We start from the raw sequence: 17,813 nt of genomic DNA, 5'->3' as shown, positions 1-17,813 counted from the left end.
TGAATATCATATCCTAGATTTCATTCAATGGAGGCTGGGATATGGAATATTTATGGCACATTTTTGAGTTTCACCACCTATTTGTATTAGCCCTAGGATTGTTTCTTGGAATTTTAGTGGGAGCTCTTCCTGGACTAACACCGACAATGGGCGTAGCCTTAATGATCCCCTTTACTTTTTCGTTAGGACCTACAGAAGGGTTAATCATTTTAGGGGGAATTTACTGCGGAAGCGTTTTTGGGGGTTCCATTCCTGCGATTTTATTTAATGTACCAGGTGCTCCCGCATCGGTAGCTACAACATTCGATGGTTATCCCATGACTCAAAAAGGGGAAGGAAGAAAAGCATTAGAGCTTGCAACAATAGCTTCTGTTGTAGGGGGCTTATTTGGTATCTTCCTTTTGTTATTTTTTGCCCCTGTTTTTTCAAACTTTTCATTACAATTCGGCCCGGTTCAAACCTTCTGGATTGCCATTTTTGGTATTACAGTTATAGCTGCAATTTCTGAAGGATCTACTTCTAAAAACCTAATTGGGGGATGTATCGGGATTTTATTATCCTTTATAGGTATTAGTACGGTCACGGGGACAGCCCGATTTACCTTTGGTATGGACAGCTTAATTGGAGGGCTACATATTGTAGCAGTATTGATTGGTTTATTTGCTTTGCCACAAGCATTTCGATTAATGGAAAGACTCCCATTAAGGGAAAAAGTTAGTTCTCCCGTTCATCAAACAAAGAAATCTTCTATACGGGAATCTTTTGGAGATGTATTAAAGCGTCCTAAAGCAGTGTCCATTGGAAGTGGTTTAGGTGCATTCATTGGTATGATACCAGGGGCAGGTGGAAATATCGCAAGTATTCTTGCCTATAATGAAGCAAAACGCTTTTCCAAAGATAAAAGTAAATTTGGAAAAGGGGAAAAGGACGGAGTCATAGTTTCCGAAAGTGCAAATAATGCCATGGTAGGGGGATCTTTAATTCCGTTATTAACATTAGGAATTCCAGGGTCCCCTACAGCTGCAATATTTTTAGGTGGATTGTTAATACATGGAATATGGCCAGGCAGAAACTTGTTTGTGGACAATGCGGATGTTGCTTATACGTTTTTATTTAGTATGGTAGCAGCGCAAATACTGTTATTATTTCTCGGCTTAGGGCTCATCAAATATATGACAAGGTTAACGCATATTCCCATCTATATAATGGCACCAGTAATCATTGCGTTTTCCATCATTGGAGCCTATGCCACACAGAATAATGTTTTTGATATATACACGGTCGTTATTTTAGGAATATTTATGTTTTGGTTGCAAAAATATAATTTTGCTCCTGCACCAATTGCCCTTGGGTTTATATTAGGCTCTATTGCGGAAGAAGGATTTTTACAAGGCTTACAATTAGGTGGTGCACAAGGGTCAGCACTTGTTTACTTTTTTTCAGGGACCTGGAACATACTGTTATCTAGTTTAACAGCATTAACCATACTTATTTCCATCTATACAGTATGGAAAAAGAGACGTGAAAAACGGAAAGATTCCAACATGGGTTTAAATACTTTTAAATGGGAGAATTTTCTATCAAAAAAAGCTGTTATATGGATGTTTATAGGTATGGTCAATGTTGTGTCTATTTATATGTTATTTGATCTGCCATTCCAACAGCGTATTTTCCCACAAGTTACTTTATTATTTTTTATGATTTTTGTATTAATTGAGTTAATGAAGGGACTAAAAGGAGTAAAAGAAGAGTACGAAAAATTCACCTTTAATCTTTCCGTGTTCCTTTTGATGATATTTGTTACTGTTGTTAGTTTGTTAACCAATGTGATTGGGTTCTATACACAAGTTCTCATTTTAATGTTAGCAGTACCATTGTTGGTTTATTATAAGAATTGGAACGGAATAAAGCTAAAAAACATTTTCATTATTGGATGTTCCTTTACTCTTATGTTGTATGTGATCTTTACTATATTATTGAAGGTTCCATTACCGGGGCTATTTTGATTAAGTAGGCGGAATCATGGTTCCGCCTGCTGATTTTTGTTCCAGACATATATATAATAAATCCCCCATCGAATCTTCACTGGGGGATTCCAATAATAACTATTCAATCTTACCAATAGATCGTAATAGTTCTGTGTATGCTTCTGTTCGTCGTTCAAAGTCTTCGATTACCTCTTCACGATTTAAGATCAGCATATCCGCTCCGGCTCGTTCCATTTCAGCTAAAAATTCTTCATCTTGGAGAATACCCAAAAATGCTTCTTCTAGCTTTTCAATAATTTCTATAGGGGTACCTTCCCGTGCCGCAATTCCTCGATCAGTACTCATAATGACTTCTGGATAGCCTAGTTCCATAAATGTTGGAATATCTGGAGAGAAGGAATGTCTGTCCTCTGTTGCAATAGCTAATGGGATGACTTCGTCTCCTAAACGATATATATCAGATAGATTTCCTGAAACAACATCAATATGACCACCTAACAGAGCTGCAATAGCATCAGCTGCCCCTTGGAATGGAACATCTTCCACTTCAATTCCCGCCGATTGTTCAAGTAATAAAATGGCTAAATGCTGCCCGACAAATTGACCTGCGTTTCCAATAGTTATGGATCCAGGGGATGCTTCCGCTATAGAGATAAGATCCTCTAGGCTACGAATGTCACTATCATGACGTACAGCAAAAACCGTTGGATCACCGCCCCAGTTAACTAGTGGTTCAAATGTGTCAACACTAAAAGATGTATCATTTACTAGCGGTTGAGTAATAACATGTGGGAGGTTGTAAGCGACTAAAGTATATCCATCAGGTTCAACTGTAGCAAAGTCATTCCAACCAACCTGACCGCCACCTCCGGGTTTATTAACAATTACTAATTCTTGTCCTAAGTATTCACTTGCATACTTAGCAATAATTCTCGCTTGGGTATCAGTAGCTGCTCCAGGTGAAAAAGCAACTACAAGCTGGATGCTTTTATTTGGAAAATTATTCGTTGAGGCCTCAGACGAACAGCCTGACACAAAAATTAACATCAGCATGGAGAGGAGAAAAGGTAACGTGAAAAATTTCTTCTTCATCATATAGTTATCACCCCTTTATCATTTATTCATAAAAATACTATGCAAAGGGCTATATAATGTAATGTTGTCTACGAAGAAATTAATTATTTTTTACGCCATGCCATTACTGGGGTTACTTCCTTTGTTATTTTTACTTTATAAACCAGATCTACTATCCGTGTAGAAAGCCATTGGGATATAATGGCTAAAAAAATGATCTCCCATGCTATTATAGAGGCTGTCAGGACAAAGATGGAACCATTGATAAGTAATAATGGTTTTCCCGGGGGAATGTCCTTTAATTGAGCGATGATTAAGGCCAATACCCCCATTCCCCCATTAGACACATTTTGCCTTAATAATATACCAACCCCTAGTCCTAATATAGCGGAACCGATTACTAAATCTACCCAAATAATCGAAGGAGGAATATATATATAATAGTCGAAAAAATGGATACTTATTGATGTTACCGTAATTCCGTACATTGTACCGATTGCACTGGCATTTCCAAGCCAGTGAATGGCTACAACAAGCATAGAAAAATTCACTAGCCATAGTGCAAAGCTTAAAGGAATGTTAAACCAAAAATTTAAAAGTACTGCTAGTCCACCAGCACCACCTGAGGGAATTTTATTTGGAAAAAGGAATAGTGCCATCCCCATTCCTTGGATGATCCCACCGCATGTTATTAATATGTATGAATTCATTGTATTTTTCACGATTGTCTCCCTCATATTCCTTTTTTAGGCTGTTTTTTAAAAGCTTGTTTATAGGAGAAAATAGTTGACTTGGATATGCAGGGCGGACGTTTTTGCAGGCTATACTTGTCCGCCTATTTGATTTGTATTAAGGAGTATGGGGAATTATGAGTCGTTTGGAAGGAAAGAGGAAGTAGAACAAGTAACTACCTCTTATGAAGAGTAGTTATGGTGACATACTATAAAAGTAATACCGCAACACCAAATTTATTTCATGGGGGTATTTCGGGATGGCAAACAATAAGAATCGAAACAACAATCGTTATGCACAAGCTCAGCGAAATAATCGTAACCATAATAATGCAAACAATGCTGCAGATTATAATGCTGATAACTACAATACAGAATTCGCTGAAGAAAATGCCGCACAAGATTTAAATAACCGAAATAATCGTAACAACCGTGATTGCTAATTAAAACAAAGCCGTCTCAATGGGGTCGATTGAGACGGCTTTTCCATTTTCTTATAAAAATAAATCATTCACAGTGGTATTGTTGGACTTGCCTGAATAGAATGTACAAGCGTATGTTCTACTACTGGAGGATGATTGTATGAGTATGATTCTTACTTATGTTTTTCTAGGGTTATCTTTGGCGGCTCCAATCGGGCCAGTGAACGCTGCCCAGCTTGATCGAGGGATAAAAAACGGTTTTTTTCATGCATGGCTTGTTGGACTTGGAGCCACTGTGGCAGATGGAATCTATATGCTCCTTGTGTTTTTAGGAGTTTATCATTTAATTGAAATACCATTTGTACAATCCTTTTTGTGGTTATTTGGTTTTTTTGTGTTAGTGTATACAGGGATTGAAAGCTTAAACAGTGCTGGTCAAATTGCTTTAAATGATATGGGCTCCAATGGAGAGTCTTATATTAAATCTTTTTTAGCAGGCTTTTTCATGTCTCTCTTTAATCCCATTACGATTTTATTTTGGTTAGGGATTTTTGGGTCTATCTTGGCAAAAACAATGACCTCCTATGGAACAGGTCAAGTAACCATATACATAATTGCCATTTTTGTAGGGATAACTCTCTGGGATGTGACAATGGCTGCTTTATCAAGCACATTGCGAAGATTTCTAACTAACCGTCTATTGACAGTGATTTCTGTTATCTCAGGGCTATCCCTAATTGGATTTGGTGTTTATTTTGGCATTCAGGCTGCTACTGTTTTATTTTCGTAAAAAGAGAACCTGGCTCTGGATCTTGAGGCTCCTTAGGATCCTTCTTCCAAAAATGTCTCATAATTAGGGTTACAATTGCGATGCAGACAATAAATAAAATACTTACAAAAAATCCTGGTCGACTAGTAGTATGGAATACTGTACCGACGATTGCTAAAAGGACAATGGAAAACCCAAGAATTCGCTTTAGATTGTCACCTGTTGTTAGCTCATGGAGCTTTCCATAAGAACCTAAAATAAAGAACCAATTATATAAAAGCATTAATCCTGCTGCTGTTGTAAAATATTCGTATATATTCCCTGGCATAAGTAATGACAAAACGATGGAAAAGGCAACACCAATTGTTGTCAATCCAATCGCAGGTAAAGCAATTTTATTTTTTATCCTTTTTGCTAAAAAGGAAGGGGCGTCATTATCCTCTGCCAAGGTAACTAAAATACGAATTACTGCAAACAAAGACGCTACCATTGTTGAGAAGCCGGCAATTATAAAAACCCCGTTGAATATGTGAGGAACAAAAGGTATTGCATAACGATTCAAAGCAGTTACAAAGGGACTTTTTTCCGTGGAAAAGTTATCCCAAGGAACCATTGTTATGGCTAATCCAATGGAAGTGATATAAATAATGGCAAGAATTAGAAGCATTACTTTACCTGATTTTGTTGCTTCTTCCATTTTGTTCAAACGAATGGCAAGGAGACCGATTATTTCTATACCTGCAAATCCATAAAAACCAAAAATAAGGGAGGGTAAAAATCCCGTTATTCCATTTGGAAAAATACCACCATAGGTCCGGGGAATAGTTGCTATCTCATTTGTACCACCTAAAACACCAAAAAGCCCCAGTGCAGCAACGATGATAAACATAACAATTGCCGCTATTTTTAAAACTGCAAGTAAGTTTTCAATTCGATCAAATCCTTTTGTTCCTGTAAAAATGACGATAATCCCTAGTGTAGCGTAGCCGCAGGCAAATACCCATAAAGGTACATCTGGAAACCAAAACCGTGTGAAAATAGACAATGCTGTCATTTGACTTCCCATAATTAGCATTTCAGAGGCCCAGTAAACCCATCCACTACTGAACCCTGCCCATCTTCCATAAGCTTTTTTAGCATAGGATCGAAAGGAGCCCTTCTGAGGATCTTCAATCGTCATTTTTGCCAGCGCTTCATAAACAAAATATGTCCCAATAGCTGCTAGGGCAAAGGATAAAAGAACCGATGGACCTGCCATGGAAATGGCAATACTTGACCCAAGAAAGAAACCTGTACCTATCGTACAGGCAACCCCTAACAAAGATAACTGCCACCACTTTAATGGCTTCTCCTTTTGTTCATTAGATGTGGTTTTCATCTTTTTCCCTCACTTTTTCATACTTCACTTATTGTTAGGAAAACCACAGCTAATTATGTAAAATTCAAGTAAAACAAAACGCTTTCTTCCTATATTCGTTAAGAAAACACATATTATCTTGAAAGTGAAAATAAAGATTTTATAATGAGGTTTATTTTTGATTAAAAAGGAGGAATCGTTAATGCCAAGTATTATCCTTACCATAGCATGGTTATTTGTTGGTGTGAGATGCGGTATACGTTTTTTTAATTTAATAAATAGTCGCTCGAAAGATTGGTTAGAAATTTTATTTTATTTATCCGTTACTATTATCGCTCTATCCGTTATTTTATAGCTTCCTTTTACTCTGGAAACATGGGGGGATAGAATGAAAACAATAGGAAAGAGTGTCATTCGAAAAGAAGCGGAAGATAAAGTAACAGGAAAGGCAAAATACACCGATGATAAATATGCTGGAGATTTAAAGGTTCTTCATGGCAGATTATTAACTAGTCCTTATGCCCATGCAAGGATAAAATCAGTAAATACAGAAGAAGCATGGAAGGTACGAGGGGTTAGAGCAATTATTACCGGTGAGGGTTTACCCCTTACAGGAGAGGAGATCAGGGACAGACCACCCATTGCTGTAGATAAAGTTCGTTACCATGGGGAAGTTGTGGCTCTCGTTGTCGCAGATGATCCAGTTATAGCAAAAAGGGCAGTAAGCTATATAAATGTGGAATATGATCTACTTCCAGTCGTTAATTCACCAACAGAAGCAGTACAGGAAGGTGCACCCTTGGTTCATGAGAATGTGGAGGAATACGATAGGGATGAAGATATACACCCAATTCCCCGATCTAACATCTCCAATCAAATGAAAATTAGGAAAGGAAATATGGAACAGGGGTGGAGTTTATCTGAAGTTACCATCGAGTCCAACTTTTCCTTTTCCCCTTCCGATCATACGGCAATGGAAACAAGATGTGCTGTATGTGAAATTAAGGCAGATGGTTACGTTCATATAGAAACATCATCACAAGCCCCCTTTATGGTCAAAAAATTAATTTCTGCGTACTTTGATATAGAGGTCGGGAAAATCGTTGTTGATACTCCATTAGTTGGAGGTGGGTATGGGGGGAAGGCCTCTGTTTTTCAAGAAATTCTAGCCTATATTGCATCGAAAGCAGTTGGGGGTAGAGCAGTTAAGGTTCTACATTCTCGGGAAGAGGATATGATTACTACTCCATGCCATGTTGGTTTAGATGCCCAAATAAAGCTGGGTGCTACGAGAAATGGTAAGTTAAAGGCTGCTAGAATACAATATCTATTTGATGGAGGGGCATATTCCGACAAAGCGGTTCATCTGAGCAGGGCAGGAGGAGTGGATTGTACAGGACCATATGAAATTGAACATATTTGGTGCGATTCCTATGCTGTCTATACGAATCATCCATTTGCTTCTCCATATAGGGGCTTCAGCCATTCTGAGGTTTTATTTGCCTTTGAAAGGGCGATGGATATTTTAGCTCAAGAGCTAAATATGGATCCGCTCCATTTAAGGAGAATTAATGCCATTGGTCCAGGAGATTTAACTCCAACACAAGTACGGTTGAACCGAAGTAATGTTGGGAACGTAGTAGAATGTATTGATAGAGTAAAGGAATTAAGTAAGTGGGATGAAGGGAAAATCGAAGAAATAAATGAACGAATCATCAGGGTAAAAGGTGCTGCATGCCTTTGGAAAAACTCAACAATTCCGCCCGATTCCGTTTCAGGAGCAATTTTAACCTTTAATGAAGATGGAAGTATCAATCTGATATCAGGTGTTGTGGAAATTGGCACAGGAACGAAAACGGTGCTAGCCCAAATGCTAGCGGAACGATTAAAAATGGACATAGATCAAATCCATGTTCGGATGAAGGTTGATACGCAGACAACACCGGAGCATTGGAAAACGGTGGCTAGTCGAGGTACCTTCATGGCTGGGAGAGCTCTCTTAGAGGCGGCTAACGATGTTATCTGTCAACTTAAGGAGATTACAGCCACTGTTTTACGTAGTAGAGTAGATGACTTGGATATAGGAGATCAAAGGGTTTTTCTAAAAGAAGATCCTTCTATTGGACTGCATTTTAAGGAAATTGCCCACGGATATACGTACCCAAACGGTAACTCCATCGGAGGTCAAATTATCGGAAGAGGAAATTATATATTACAACGAATGACCTATCTGGACCAAGAAACAGGCAGAGGGAATCCTGGACCTGAATGGTCTGTAGGGGCTCAAGTAGTGGAGGTAGAATTTGACCGTCGAGATTATACGTATCGTGTAGTCAAGCTATATACGGTATTGGATGTTGGAAAGGTATTAAATTTTATGGCGGCAAGGGGCCAGGTAACTGGAGCTGCAAGTATGGGTCTAGCATTTGCCAGCAGGGAAACGTTTCTATTTGATGATTTAGGAAGAGTATTAAACCCTCAACTAAGAACATATCGACCAATTCATTATAAGGAGCATCCAGAATATATTGTAGAATTTGTAGAAACTCCCCATATCGATGCCCCATTTGGCGCAAGAGGTGTAGGAGAACAAGGGCTATTAGGTATACCGGCAGCATTAGGAAACGGACTGTCCACAGCTGCAAATGTATCATTAAACCAATTACCCCTAATTCCTGAGTTAATCTGGAGAACGAAGGAGGGGAAATAACAAAGTGATTCCTTTTGATTTTGAGTATTACAAACCTAAGACGATCCAAGAATCGGTAGACTTATTTCAAACATTAACGGAAGAAGGGAAACACCCAGTGTTTTTCTCGGGGGGAACAGAAATAATTACTTTAGGAAGAATAAATCACCTTTATACGGAGGCGGTCATTGATATTAGAGACATTCCGGCTTGTAAAGTGATGGAGTTTGATGAGCATTATTTATATTTGGGAGCTGGAAGATCACTAACAGAAATAGAAGATGCCAACTATTTTCCACTCCTAACGGCAACATCAAAGGAAATTGCTGATCATACCGCAAGAAATAAAATAACACTCGGAGGTAATATTTGTGCTAACATATTTTATCGGGAAGCAGTACTTCCTTTACTAATTTCCGATAGTCAGGTGTTTATTGGAGGACCTGAAGGTATCAAGGCCGAACCAATAATGCGTATTTTTGATAAGAAGCTTCAATTGAAAGAGGGAGAGTTTCTTATTCAAATTTGTACGGAAAGAAAATATTTAGGTGTACCATACGTTACAGTTAAGAAGCGTAAACAGGGGGACACTGGTTATCCATTAATTACTGTAGCTGTATTGAAAATAGATGAAAATATAAATGTAGCAATTAGCGGACTTTGTCCTTTTCCGTTCCGCTCAGAACAAATGGAGACATATTTAAATAATAGTAATTATTCTATTAAAGAAAGGATAGACTTAGCAGTTAAACATATTCCTGACCCGATTTTATCAGATACGGAAGGATCTAGTGAATATAGATTGTTTGTTTTAAAAAACACACTGCTAGATTGTTTAACGGAGTTAGAGAGGGGGAATATGTAACATGAAGCTTACTTCCCTTATGTTAAACATTAACGGAGAAGATCGGACGGTAATCGTTCGCCCAGCAGATACACTTTTAGAAATTCTTAGAGAAAAATTAGGTTTAACTGGGTCAAAACCAGGATGTTTAAATGGTGATTGTGGTGCGTGTACAGTAATGGTTAATCAAAGGACTATGAAATCCTGTCTAATGTTAGGTGTCGAAGGGGAGGGTACAGAGATTACTACAATTGAAGGATTAAAAGGTACTCCCATTCAACAGGCTTTTGTGGAAAACTTTGCCTTTCAATGTGGGTACTGTACACCAGGATTTATTATGAATTCACAAGCATTAATACAAGCACACCCTAATGCAGACGATGAAAAGATAAAAGAATGGCTAGAGTCAAATATATGCAGATGTACAGGTTACGAGGAAATTGAAAAGGCAATAATGTCAGTGATAAAAAATCCAGGAACGTAACTATGGCTACTGAAAAAGGACATCTTTTTTACCTTTTTCAGTAGCCAGTACCTTACCGGGTTATTTATTTTAACAGAGGTGCTAAAGGTGAGAATATATCCGAGATTAACTGGGTAGGACCATATATATCCGGATTATAGATTAGAAAGATGGCTAAACCATAAGTAAAGACAGTAATACCAAGGAAAACGACTTTTTCTTTTTTTTCATGCTTCTGTAATTGTGATAATTCAAACCAAACCATGAGTAAAATTACTATCCCGAGGGATAAAACTTGAGCATGCTCCAATTTTTTTACCTCCTAATCTTTTTTACCAGTAGATAAACCTAATCTTCGAATGTATACCTTTACATCATATTCCACCTCAATAGTTTGAAAAAATTCATTCCAATTATCTTTATGCTGGTCCCATTGGTCAGGGTATTTTCGGTGGAATGCTTCATTAAACCCTAAAACATCCGTTCCTATTTCTTTTTGAACCTTTTGCACTGTATCCTCCATACGTTCTATTATGATTTGTTCCAACTGTTTTTCAACCGAGTGGAGTGTGTCTAAGTCTGTTAAATCTAAATTGGTTGTGTTTTGAATAACATCATCTTCCGAAACTGCTTCAATGGTAATTTTCCATTGTCCATTATTAATTTCCGGGATTAATTTTGATTTTGCGTCAATCATAATCGTTGAAATAAAACCGTCAGATTCCTCAGGCTCAATAGTTACAGTAGCAAGATCGATTTCATTTCTAAACCATAGTAAGCCCCTAGTGAGCTCCATATCTATTAGGTCATACATTTTGTCATCTCGAAAAATAGCCGTTCCAAACAATTCAACCTCTTGAAACCCCTCTATAGCTCCTTCTTTATCTTGAGAAATGGTTATCATCGGGATGGCAACTTCATTTTCATCATTTTTTAACCCTAACTTAACATCTCGTACAGAAATATCTAACCCTATATTGGTAGCGCCTAGCTCTCTTAAGTTTTCTGCAGTACTATCTTCTAAATGCTGATGAGTAGCCAAAATGTCTTTTGCTTTTAGGTTAGTAACAAAAACTCTATCTCGAACTCTTGCTTGTGGAGAACGTATAAAAAATTCCAGCTCATCTTTCACCCCAATTTTTCGTACATATTCTTCATTAAATAAAATCACACGATTATGTCCCCAGAAAAGTCTGCGTGGGAATCTCATTTGTAAATTTGCAATGGCTTCAGCCATCGTTCGGCCAGTAGCAGATTGAACAAAGGTTGTTTCTTCTATGCCTCCCATATCTGTGCCCCCTCCGGCTCCTGTTCCAGGAAGCTTCATTTCTACAGAAAGCTCAATTGTATTTTCATCTATATAGTCGATTCCAGTTCCCATGACTAAAGCAAGATCATTAACCTCCTTACGATCCCAACAGCCTGTTAATAATAAGACAATATTTAAATAACAGAAGATAATAAAGGCTATTTTTACTGCTCTCCCTTTGTTGTTCAAAGCAAATCCCACCTCAAATATAGAAGTAATCAGCTAAGCTTGTTGATTATTTTCTAATGAATTCACTATTTTATTTTTTATTTTTGCCATCATTAGTAATAGAAATGGAATAACTGTTCCAAACAACGGTAAATAAAAGGGTACAGCCTTTCCAAGGGCGTCTTTCACTTCTGTAAAGCTTTGAGAAGCCCACAAGCTAGAAATTATTAATAATATAGCAAGTGGGAAGACAATAGGCTGGAATTTAGATAATTTAAAATATTGTGCAGTTCCTAAAACAAATGCATAATAAAAGACTGTTATTTTAACATAAGCTCCAGCAACCCATAATGCCATGACAACGGACTCAATATTTTCAAAGAAATCAGCAATACTTACGTAGCGTGTAGCACTGATAAGTGGATACGACTGCTCTTCTGTTATCATGCCAAACAATAAAAAAGTAGATAAATTAGTAAAAAGTAAAGTAATTGCCATTAACAGGAGTGACAAAAAACTATATTTTAATGCTTTTGATCGGTCACTTAATAATGGAAGGAAAAAGGTGATTAAAAAAACCTCGCTGTACCAGGCTTGAATGGAGGCAGCTCCTTTGATAGACGGCATTAATCCATCCTCTAATACAGGCTGAACCCTATTGAAGTCTAATTCAGGGATAAGTAATACGAAGATAAAAAATATAATAAAAATAACAATTGGCACAAAAAATTCACTGGTCCTTGCTACCACTTCTATTCCAGCCTTTACTGCAAAAGCAGAAACAAAGACCATTCCTGCTGATACAACAATCGGCGGTGTTTGAAGCATAAAAATCCCAACAATGAAATCAGTGTACTCTCTAATAATCACACCGGTGACGTGAAATAGAAAAAATATATAAAGTCCCCCAATGAGTTTCGCTGGTATTTTCCCAATTATGTGTGGGGTAAATTCCATAATCGATTCTTTTGGGTAGAGTGTATTTAACCTTTCTATAATAATAATGGTAGCAATACCAGTACTAAGCTCCCATATGGGAGATAACCACATATCTCGTCCTGCGGAAGCAGCGGTGATTGCAGGTACAATCAAGATAGCTGTTGCGATAATGGTAGGATATAAGAATACCGCCATTTGGAATGAAGATATCCGCCCTTTTTCTATCAAACTAATCACTCCCTTGATCAGAGCTAGGTTGCTGATTTGTTCCTTGCCTGTTTCGATTTCCATACCCTGTTAAATGTGGTCTAGTATTCATCTTCCAAATTGGTGCACGCATAAGTACATCTTTAATGTCTTTAAATTGCATTGGTGCAAGCGGTGCTAGGTATGGAGTACCAAAAGATCTTAAAGAACATAAATGAATGACGATGGCAATACACCCTAACATAATTCCGAGAAGGCCGATACTTCCTGCTAATATCATAATAGGGAAGCGTAGCATACGGATTGATATCCCTGCATTATAGCGGGGGATTGCAAAGGAGGCGATACCAGTTACGGCTACAACAATAACCATTGGTGCCGAAACAATACCAGCTTGCACAGCTGCTTCCCCGATAATTAACGCACCGACGATACCTACGGCTGGTCCTACTTGCTTCGGTAAGCGGAGTCCTGCTTCTCGGAGGATTTCAAACATTATCTCCATCAAAAAGGCTTCGATTAGCGCAGGAAACGGTACCATTTCCCTTGATGCAGCAATACTGATAATTAATGTTGTGGGAACCATTTCTTGATGGTAGGTTAGAATTGCAATATACATGGATGGCAGCAAGAGGGCAATAACGACAAAAAAGTATCGCAGCCACCTGATTGCACTTCCAATAATGTATCTCTCATAGTAATCTTCCGACGCTTGTAAAAGTGAATAGATCGTTGCTGGAGCTACGATTGTGAATGGTGATCCATCTACTAATACTGCAACATGACCTTCCAGTAAATATGCGGTAACTACATCTGGACGTTCTGTATTAAGCGTTTGTGGAAAAGGTGAGTAAGGATTATCTTCTATTAATTCCACTATGTAGCTAGTATCTAGTATGCCGTCTATTTTGATTCGGTCTAACCTCTTATTAACTTCTTCAATTAAAGTTTTATCGGCAATCCCATTGATGTAAACGACAGATACTTCTGTTTGAGTTATATCTCCAATGGACCTTCCTTTTACTGTAAGTTTTGGGCTACGAACGCGTCTTCGCAGCAAAGAAATATTGTCATCAATCGTTTCTGTAAAACCTTCACGTGGACCACGAACCACATGTTCTGCTTGCGGTTCTTCAATAGATCTTTTTTCCCATTTAGGAAGTCCTGTAGAGATGGCATCTTGCTGATTTTCAACGAGAATGATTTGAAAACCAGTGGCTAAGTCTTTGATTAACTCTTTAAATGTACCTAATTGTTTAATTTCACTAACAGTGATTTTGTTTTCCACTAAATCCTGCAAGGAAGTAAATTCTCCCTTTTCCTCCATAAGTGGACTTAGTACATTTTCATATATTCGATCTTCGTTAGTCAGTCCAGAAATATAGACAATACAAGCTTTTTGTTCTCCAATAAAGAAATTACGATATAAAATATCAGAGCTGTCATTAAAGCTAGCTTTTATATTCTTAATATTTTCATTTAAATCCATAGAAATTTCTTTACTAATGTTTTCCTCATTGGAGGAATGTTCGATTTGTTGTAGCTTTTTTTGTTGCTGCACTTGCTTTTTTTGTTGTTTAGATTGTTGCATCTTCTTAAACAACATTTTCATTAGTCCCAAGCTAACGACCTCCACTCGAAAATCTAACATTAGTTTGGAGATTTACAGGAAATTTATGCAAAAAAGAGTCATTAAAGTTGTCTTTTAAGCAATCAAAAAAACCAGACACTAATGTCTGGTTTCCTTCCTGGTTTAGAAATTGCGATGGAAGCTTAGGGAGCTATTTAATAAAAGCTATTTTCTATTAAGCTTCTTTTAACTGCTCTTCCTTTACAGTAACAGTAGTTCTCATCGTATGAAGGGAATACAAATCCTTATTTATTTCAAACAAGTTATATCGGTCTTCACCTTCATTAATTTCATTGAGTAAAAGCTGGCGAGTTTCGTTTGCTAGGAGAACATAAGGTAATTTTTCTGCAGCTTTATTAGATCTTATATTATGCTTTCGAATACGCATAAAGATGGTTTCAATAGAAAGCTCGTAAAATAATTCATTGAAAAAAGCTTCTTTTGCAATAGTATTGTATCCCTTACCATGATGCGGCTTCCCTAACCATGTTCCCAAAAAACCAGCGTTATCTTGTATATCAAACAAATTAATTGTCCCTATAGGGGATCCCCATTCATCTAAAATAGTTCGTGAAATTAGTTCCCCACGTTCTTCCATTTCTATCGTTTGTTTTGTCAAAAATAAAAATTCTTCATATGAATAGGCTTTATAACGCACAAAAGGGAAGACATCAGGGTGCACCATCAATTCATAGAGAGCCAGGCAATCTTGAAGATCACGTTTTTTTAGCATTACAATCCCTCCGAAATGAGGACAGATTCGTAGCGCACTCGAATCCCCCTCGAAATTTTTTAGTAGTACAAAAATTTCGGGGTGGGAATCGAACCCACTAGAACCAGAAACCTGGTGGCGCACCATTTGCCTTCCCATAAATAATCAACAATTAGCCAATGACTATTTAAGTTAAGTTGTATTTAGTTTTCTTTTTGAAAAAGAATCACTTAACGTATATTACAGTAAAAAAATGAAAATGGGAACTGGTTTTTTGAAAAATATTTTTGTGAATTTTTACTATTTTTTTGGTGAGTTTTCTATGGATTAAGGAGAGCCTGATTGAAGTAGAACTATAACGTAAGCATCAACATAATATCCAGCTAGAAGCTTGGTCACCATTGAGGGCAGGGAGGCATTTTGAATGATCCTACATTAGAGAAAATCGCGAAGAACCACAAAAAACCACTGCTCAAATAATTTTACGTTGGTATATACAAACGAGGTTGTAACTATTCCGAAGTCTGTAACACCGGAAAGAATTGAATTAAATGCAGATGTGTTCGATTTTGAACTATCAGAAGAGGAAATGAAGGAGATCGATAGTCTTAACCAGGATCAGAGAATGGGACCAGATCCGGATGAATTAAATTAATAGGTTATGAATTAGGGTCAGTGAAGTACTGGCCTTTTTCCTTTGGACATGTGTTGCCAAATGGTCTTTTTATGTACGAAGGAAGATGGGATCATCCTCGCTTCTGTTGAAGTTCTTTAATTGGATAAAAAATAGATTCATCTAAAATCATTACTTTCGATGAATGGTTTATATGATCTTCATAGCAGAGAATAAGTTCGTAATAATATTCTACTAACTGTGAAATCAGTGAAACAAGTTCCTTTGAAAATAATCCAGATCGATTGATAAGAATATTTTCGTATTTTTCTACTAACTGTCTTGTCTTCTTTAACAATTTTGATGCGTCCTTCATTCGGTACATCTCGTCTAAATGGGTTGAATATACTCGAATATCTTCCGTTAATTTCTGAACAAGCTCTTTATTTAACTTCCCTTTATCCTTTGGTACATCCTCAAGAATAAATTGCTTTACCATGATTAAATCGGATTGTTTAGGTTTATTTAAGAAGCTTAAATAGACTCGCAACGTATTTAGTGCATCGTACATAGGATTATGTTTTTCCCCTATGAATGTTAAGTCATAAAAAGCTAGTGCATTTTCTACGGAAGGATTATTTTTTGAAACACGCTTTGTAAAAATAGCCTGGAAATCAACATAACGTTTTTCAATCTTCTTAATAGTTGTTTCGGATACACCATGCTTTGCTGCGTCAATTTTTAATCGAGTTAGATCGCTAGTGGACCATGAAAAGAAACGGGATTTCTTTATTCCTCCAACCCATGTTAAAAATTCCTCAAATACAGTTTTAAAATCTTCTGCATCCTTTAAGTCAGTATCATTTATACCAGTTAACTGCTTACAGAAATTAGATAATGGTTTTCGGTTTTTTGGTTTAATGAAACGATCAAACCGTTGAATTGTCTCCGTTTCCAGGTCGTACTTTACGGCACCTAGTCGAATGGCTTCCATATTAGCAAAAGACATTCCCTTGTTGGAGCATAGCATTTCAAAGTCAAAGAAGATAAATTGTTTTGGATTAGCCAATATTATTCCTCCTTTCCCCAACTGGAAATTATAAGGCAAAAATCCCTAAAAGAAAAGGACCAAATCATTCCAAATGGCTTTTTTCGGATAGAAACTAGTTTTACGGTAATTCGAAGGAGTGAAAGGCGGCGACTCCAACGGGAAGAGCAACGGCAAGACACCAAGTGAGCGTGGTTTTGCGAACGAAGGGGGTTGATGCGTTGCCCGTGGAAAGCGTCCGCCTGTAACGGATTCGAACAATAATCTAAGTTGATCAAATAGCAACAATTTATTAGAAAATAAATTCTCAAATAATTAAATTATGTTCGTATTAATGTTAGAATGATGGTAAACAAATTCCGGGGAGGGGCGTGCTATCAGTGGCGGATGAAAATAGTAGGGATTTAATAGGTGATATTTATAAAGACTATGAGAAAAAAGGTGGTTTTGAAAAACTAAAGGGGATGGGAAAGCCCCTTCCTGATGAGGTATTAAAGGCAGATCCCTTATATAGTGTTTTAAAAAATGCAAATTACTTACCTGAATGGGTGAAACAGCGTCAAAAAGTAAGGGACGAAATTGAACAACTCCTAGAATATATCAATAAAGACTTCATTACAGAAAAAGAAGCCCAAAACCGTGTTAAAGCAATTAATAAAAATATAAAAAAATACAATAAGCTTTGCCCTGTCATCCTGCAAAAACAGCCTGTTTCTTTAAATAATCTTTCTAAGGATTTAGTACGATGGGAGTAAGTGAAATTAATAAAGGATATATTCTACCTTTTAAACAACACTAAGGAGTGTTGTTTTTTATGTGAAATTTTAAACACTTTTATATTTTTCAATAA

At 37.1% G+C, this 17,813-nt stretch carries 17 protein-coding genes and 1 pseudogene; 9 read left to right on the top strand and 9 right to left on the bottom strand.

The features are described 5' to 3' along the window. The first annotated feature begins 41 nt into the window (after positions 1–41). On the top strand, positions 42–2,006 hold the full coding sequence (locus J2S74_RS12045) for a tripartite tricarboxylate transporter permease (protein WP_307325957.1): 1,965 nt from the start codon (positions 42–44) through the stop codon (positions 2,004–2,006). 99 nt (positions 2,007–2,105) lie between these two features. On the opposite strand, the gene J2S74_RS12040 is transcribed toward J2S74_RS12045, so the two are convergent. Then, positions 2,106–3,083, bottom strand: a complete 978-nt coding sequence (locus tag J2S74_RS12040) for a tripartite tricarboxylate transporter substrate binding protein (RefSeq protein ID WP_307325954.1) — start codon at positions 3,081–3,083, stop codon at positions 2,106–2,108. A gap of 83 nt (positions 3,084–3,166) precedes the next feature. Next, positions 3,167–3,772, bottom strand: coding sequence for a YitT family protein (locus tag J2S74_RS12035; RefSeq protein ID WP_307325952.1), 606 nt, complete (start codon positions 3,770–3,772; stop codon positions 3,167–3,169). Between the two features lie 281 nt (positions 3,773–4,053). Here J2S74_RS12035 and J2S74_RS12030 point away from each other — a divergent pair, with 281 nt between their 5' ends. Together J2S74_RS12030 and J2S74_RS12025 are read left to right on the top strand one after the other, a co-directional pair. Then, on the top strand, positions 4,054–4,236 hold the full coding sequence (locus J2S74_RS12030) for a hypothetical protein (protein ID WP_307325950.1): 183 nt from the start codon (positions 4,054–4,056) through the stop codon (positions 4,234–4,236). A 139-nt stretch (positions 4,237–4,375) separates the two neighbouring features. Continuing rightward, positions 4,376–5,005 carry a LysE family transporter gene (locus J2S74_RS12025; RefSeq protein WP_307325949.1) on the top strand — a complete coding sequence of 210 codons (630 nt, stop codon included), beginning with the start codon at positions 4,376–4,378 and terminating at the stop codon, positions 5,003–5,005. On the opposite strand, the gene J2S74_RS12020 is transcribed toward J2S74_RS12025, so the two are convergent. Next, positions 4,986–6,362: an amino acid permease gene (locus J2S74_RS12020; protein ID WP_307325945.1), complete on the bottom strand. Its 1,377-nt coding sequence runs from the start codon at positions 6,360–6,362 to the stop codon at positions 4,986–4,988. The two genes, J2S74_RS12025 and J2S74_RS12020, sit on opposite strands and share 20 nt — an antisense overlap. Before the next feature lie 181 nt (positions 6,363–6,543). Here J2S74_RS12020 and J2S74_RS12015 point away from each other — a divergent pair, with 181 nt between their 5' ends. From J2S74_RS12015 to J2S74_RS12000, 4 genes are read left to right on the top strand one after another with little or no spacing between them, the layout of a single operon-like run. Continuing rightward, entirely contained in the window at positions 6,544–6,696 is a 153-nt protein-coding gene (locus J2S74_RS12015; protein ID WP_307325943.1) for a hypothetical protein, read from the top strand. 33 nt (positions 6,697–6,729) lie between these two features. After that, the gene (locus J2S74_RS12010) at positions 6,730–9,051 is read left to right on the top strand and encodes a xanthine dehydrogenase family protein molybdopterin-binding subunit (protein ID WP_307325942.1); all 2,322 of its coding nucleotides are present in this window, start codon (positions 6,730–6,732) and stop codon (positions 9,049–9,051) included. 4 nt (positions 9,052–9,055) lie between these two features. Beyond that, on the top strand, positions 9,056–9,895 hold the full coding sequence (locus J2S74_RS12005) for an FAD binding domain-containing protein (RefSeq protein ID WP_307325941.1): 840 nt from the start codon (positions 9,056–9,058) through the stop codon (positions 9,893–9,895). Position 9,896: 1 nt separating this feature from the next. Beyond that, positions 9,897–10,358 (top strand): (2Fe-2S)-binding protein, encoded by a 462-nt coding sequence (locus tag J2S74_RS12000; RefSeq protein ID WP_307325938.1) that lies wholly within the window; start codon positions 9,897–9,899, stop codon positions 10,356–10,358. Positions 10,359–10,422: 64 nt separating this feature from the next. Here the strand turns inward: J2S74_RS12000 and J2S74_RS11995 are convergent, their stop codons facing one another. The 5 genes from J2S74_RS11995 to J2S74_RS11975 form a co-directional block, all read right to left on the bottom strand. After that, positions 10,423–10,647, bottom strand: a complete 225-nt coding sequence (locus tag J2S74_RS11995; protein WP_307325937.1) for a hypothetical protein — start codon at positions 10,645–10,647, stop codon at positions 10,423–10,425. A gap of 12 nt (positions 10,648–10,659) precedes the next feature. Continuing rightward, on the bottom strand, positions 10,660–11,835 hold the full coding sequence (locus J2S74_RS11990; protein ID WP_307325933.1) for a Ger(x)C family spore germination protein: 1,176 nt from the start codon (positions 11,833–11,835) through the stop codon (positions 10,660–10,662). A 33-nt stretch (positions 11,836–11,868) separates the two neighbouring features. Further along, the gene (locus tag J2S74_RS11985) at positions 11,869–12,990 is read right to left on the bottom strand and encodes a GerAB/ArcD/ProY family transporter (protein WP_307325931.1); all 1,122 of its coding nucleotides are present in this window, start codon (positions 12,988–12,990) and stop codon (positions 11,869–11,871) included. Further along, a complete protein-coding gene (locus J2S74_RS11980) occupies positions 12,983–14,572 on the bottom strand; it encodes a spore germination protein (RefSeq protein ID WP_307326198.1) in 1,590 nt (529 codons plus the stop codon). The genes J2S74_RS11985 and J2S74_RS11980 overlap by 8 nt, the downstream gene beginning before the upstream one ends. 193 nt (positions 14,573–14,765) lie before the next feature. Beyond that, positions 14,766–15,323: a GNAT family N-acetyltransferase gene (locus J2S74_RS11975; protein ID WP_307325928.1), complete on the bottom strand. Its 558-nt coding sequence runs from the start codon at positions 15,321–15,323 to the stop codon at positions 14,766–14,768. A 356-nt stretch (positions 15,324–15,679) separates the two neighbouring features. Between J2S74_RS11975 and J2S74_RS27425 the strand changes: the two are divergent. Then, positions 15,680–15,957: pseudogene (locus J2S74_RS27425) on the top strand (aldo/keto reductase); the annotation flags it as partial. 91 nt (positions 15,958–16,048) lie between these two features. On the opposite strand, the gene J2S74_RS11965 reads toward J2S74_RS27425, so the two are convergent. After that, positions 16,049–16,984 (bottom strand): 3'-5' exonuclease, encoded by a 936-nt coding sequence (locus J2S74_RS11965; RefSeq protein ID WP_307325923.1) that lies wholly within the window; start codon positions 16,982–16,984, stop codon positions 16,049–16,051. A 359-nt stretch (positions 16,985–17,343) separates the two neighbouring features. Between J2S74_RS11965 and J2S74_RS11960 the strand changes: the two genes are divergently transcribed. Further along, the gene (locus tag J2S74_RS11960; RefSeq protein WP_307325920.1) at positions 17,344–17,718 is read left to right on the top strand and encodes a DnaJ family domain-containing protein; all 375 of its coding nucleotides are present in this window, start codon (positions 17,344–17,346) and stop codon (positions 17,716–17,718) included. Positions 17,719–17,813: the final 95 nt, after the last annotated feature.

The sequence above is a fragment of the Evansella vedderi genome, from assembly GCF_030813435.1.
In the GTDB taxonomy this organism is placed as follows: Bacteria; Bacillota; Bacilli; order Bacillales; family Salisediminibacteriaceae; genus Evansella; species Evansella vedderi.
This window is presented reverse-complemented; position numbering and strand designations above follow the sequence as displayed.

Coding starts and splice junctions, on each gene's coding strand:
- J2S74_RS12020 (WP_307325945.1), bottom strand. CDS start 6,362: ATGAAAACCACATCTAATGAACAAAAGGAGAAGCCATTAAAGTGGTGG.
- J2S74_RS12000 (WP_307325938.1), top strand. CDS start 9,897: ATGAAGCTTACTTCCCTTATGTTAAACATTAACGGAGAAGATCGGACG.
- J2S74_RS12040 (WP_307325954.1), bottom strand. CDS start 3,083: ATGATGAAGAAGAAATTTTTCACGTTACCTTTTCTCCTCTCCATGCTG.
- J2S74_RS12035 (WP_307325952.1), bottom strand. CDS start 3,772: ATGAATTCATACATATTAATAACATGCGGTGGGATCATCCAAGGAATG.
- J2S74_RS12015 (WP_307325943.1), top strand. CDS start 6,544: ATGCCAAGTATTATCCTTACCATAGCATGGTTATTTGTTGGTGTGAGA.
- J2S74_RS11975 (WP_307325928.1), bottom strand. CDS start 15,323: ATGCTAAAAAAACGTGATCTTCAAGATTGCCTGGCTCTCTATGAATTG.
- J2S74_RS12045 (WP_307325957.1), top strand. CDS start 42: ATGGAATATTTATGGCACATTTTTGAGTTTCACCACCTATTTGTATTA.
- J2S74_RS11980 (WP_307326198.1), bottom strand. CDS start 14,572: ATGAAAATGTTGTTTAAGAAGATGCAACAATCTAAACAACAAAAAAAG.
- J2S74_RS12030 (WP_307325950.1), top strand. CDS start 4,054: ATGGCAAACAATAAGAATCGAAACAACAATCGTTATGCACAAGCTCAG.
- J2S74_RS12010 (WP_307325942.1), top strand. CDS start 6,730: ATGAAAACAATAGGAAAGAGTGTCATTCGAAAAGAAGCGGAAGATAAA.
- J2S74_RS12025 (WP_307325949.1), top strand. CDS start 4,376: ATGAGTATGATTCTTACTTATGTTTTTCTAGGGTTATCTTTGGCGGCT.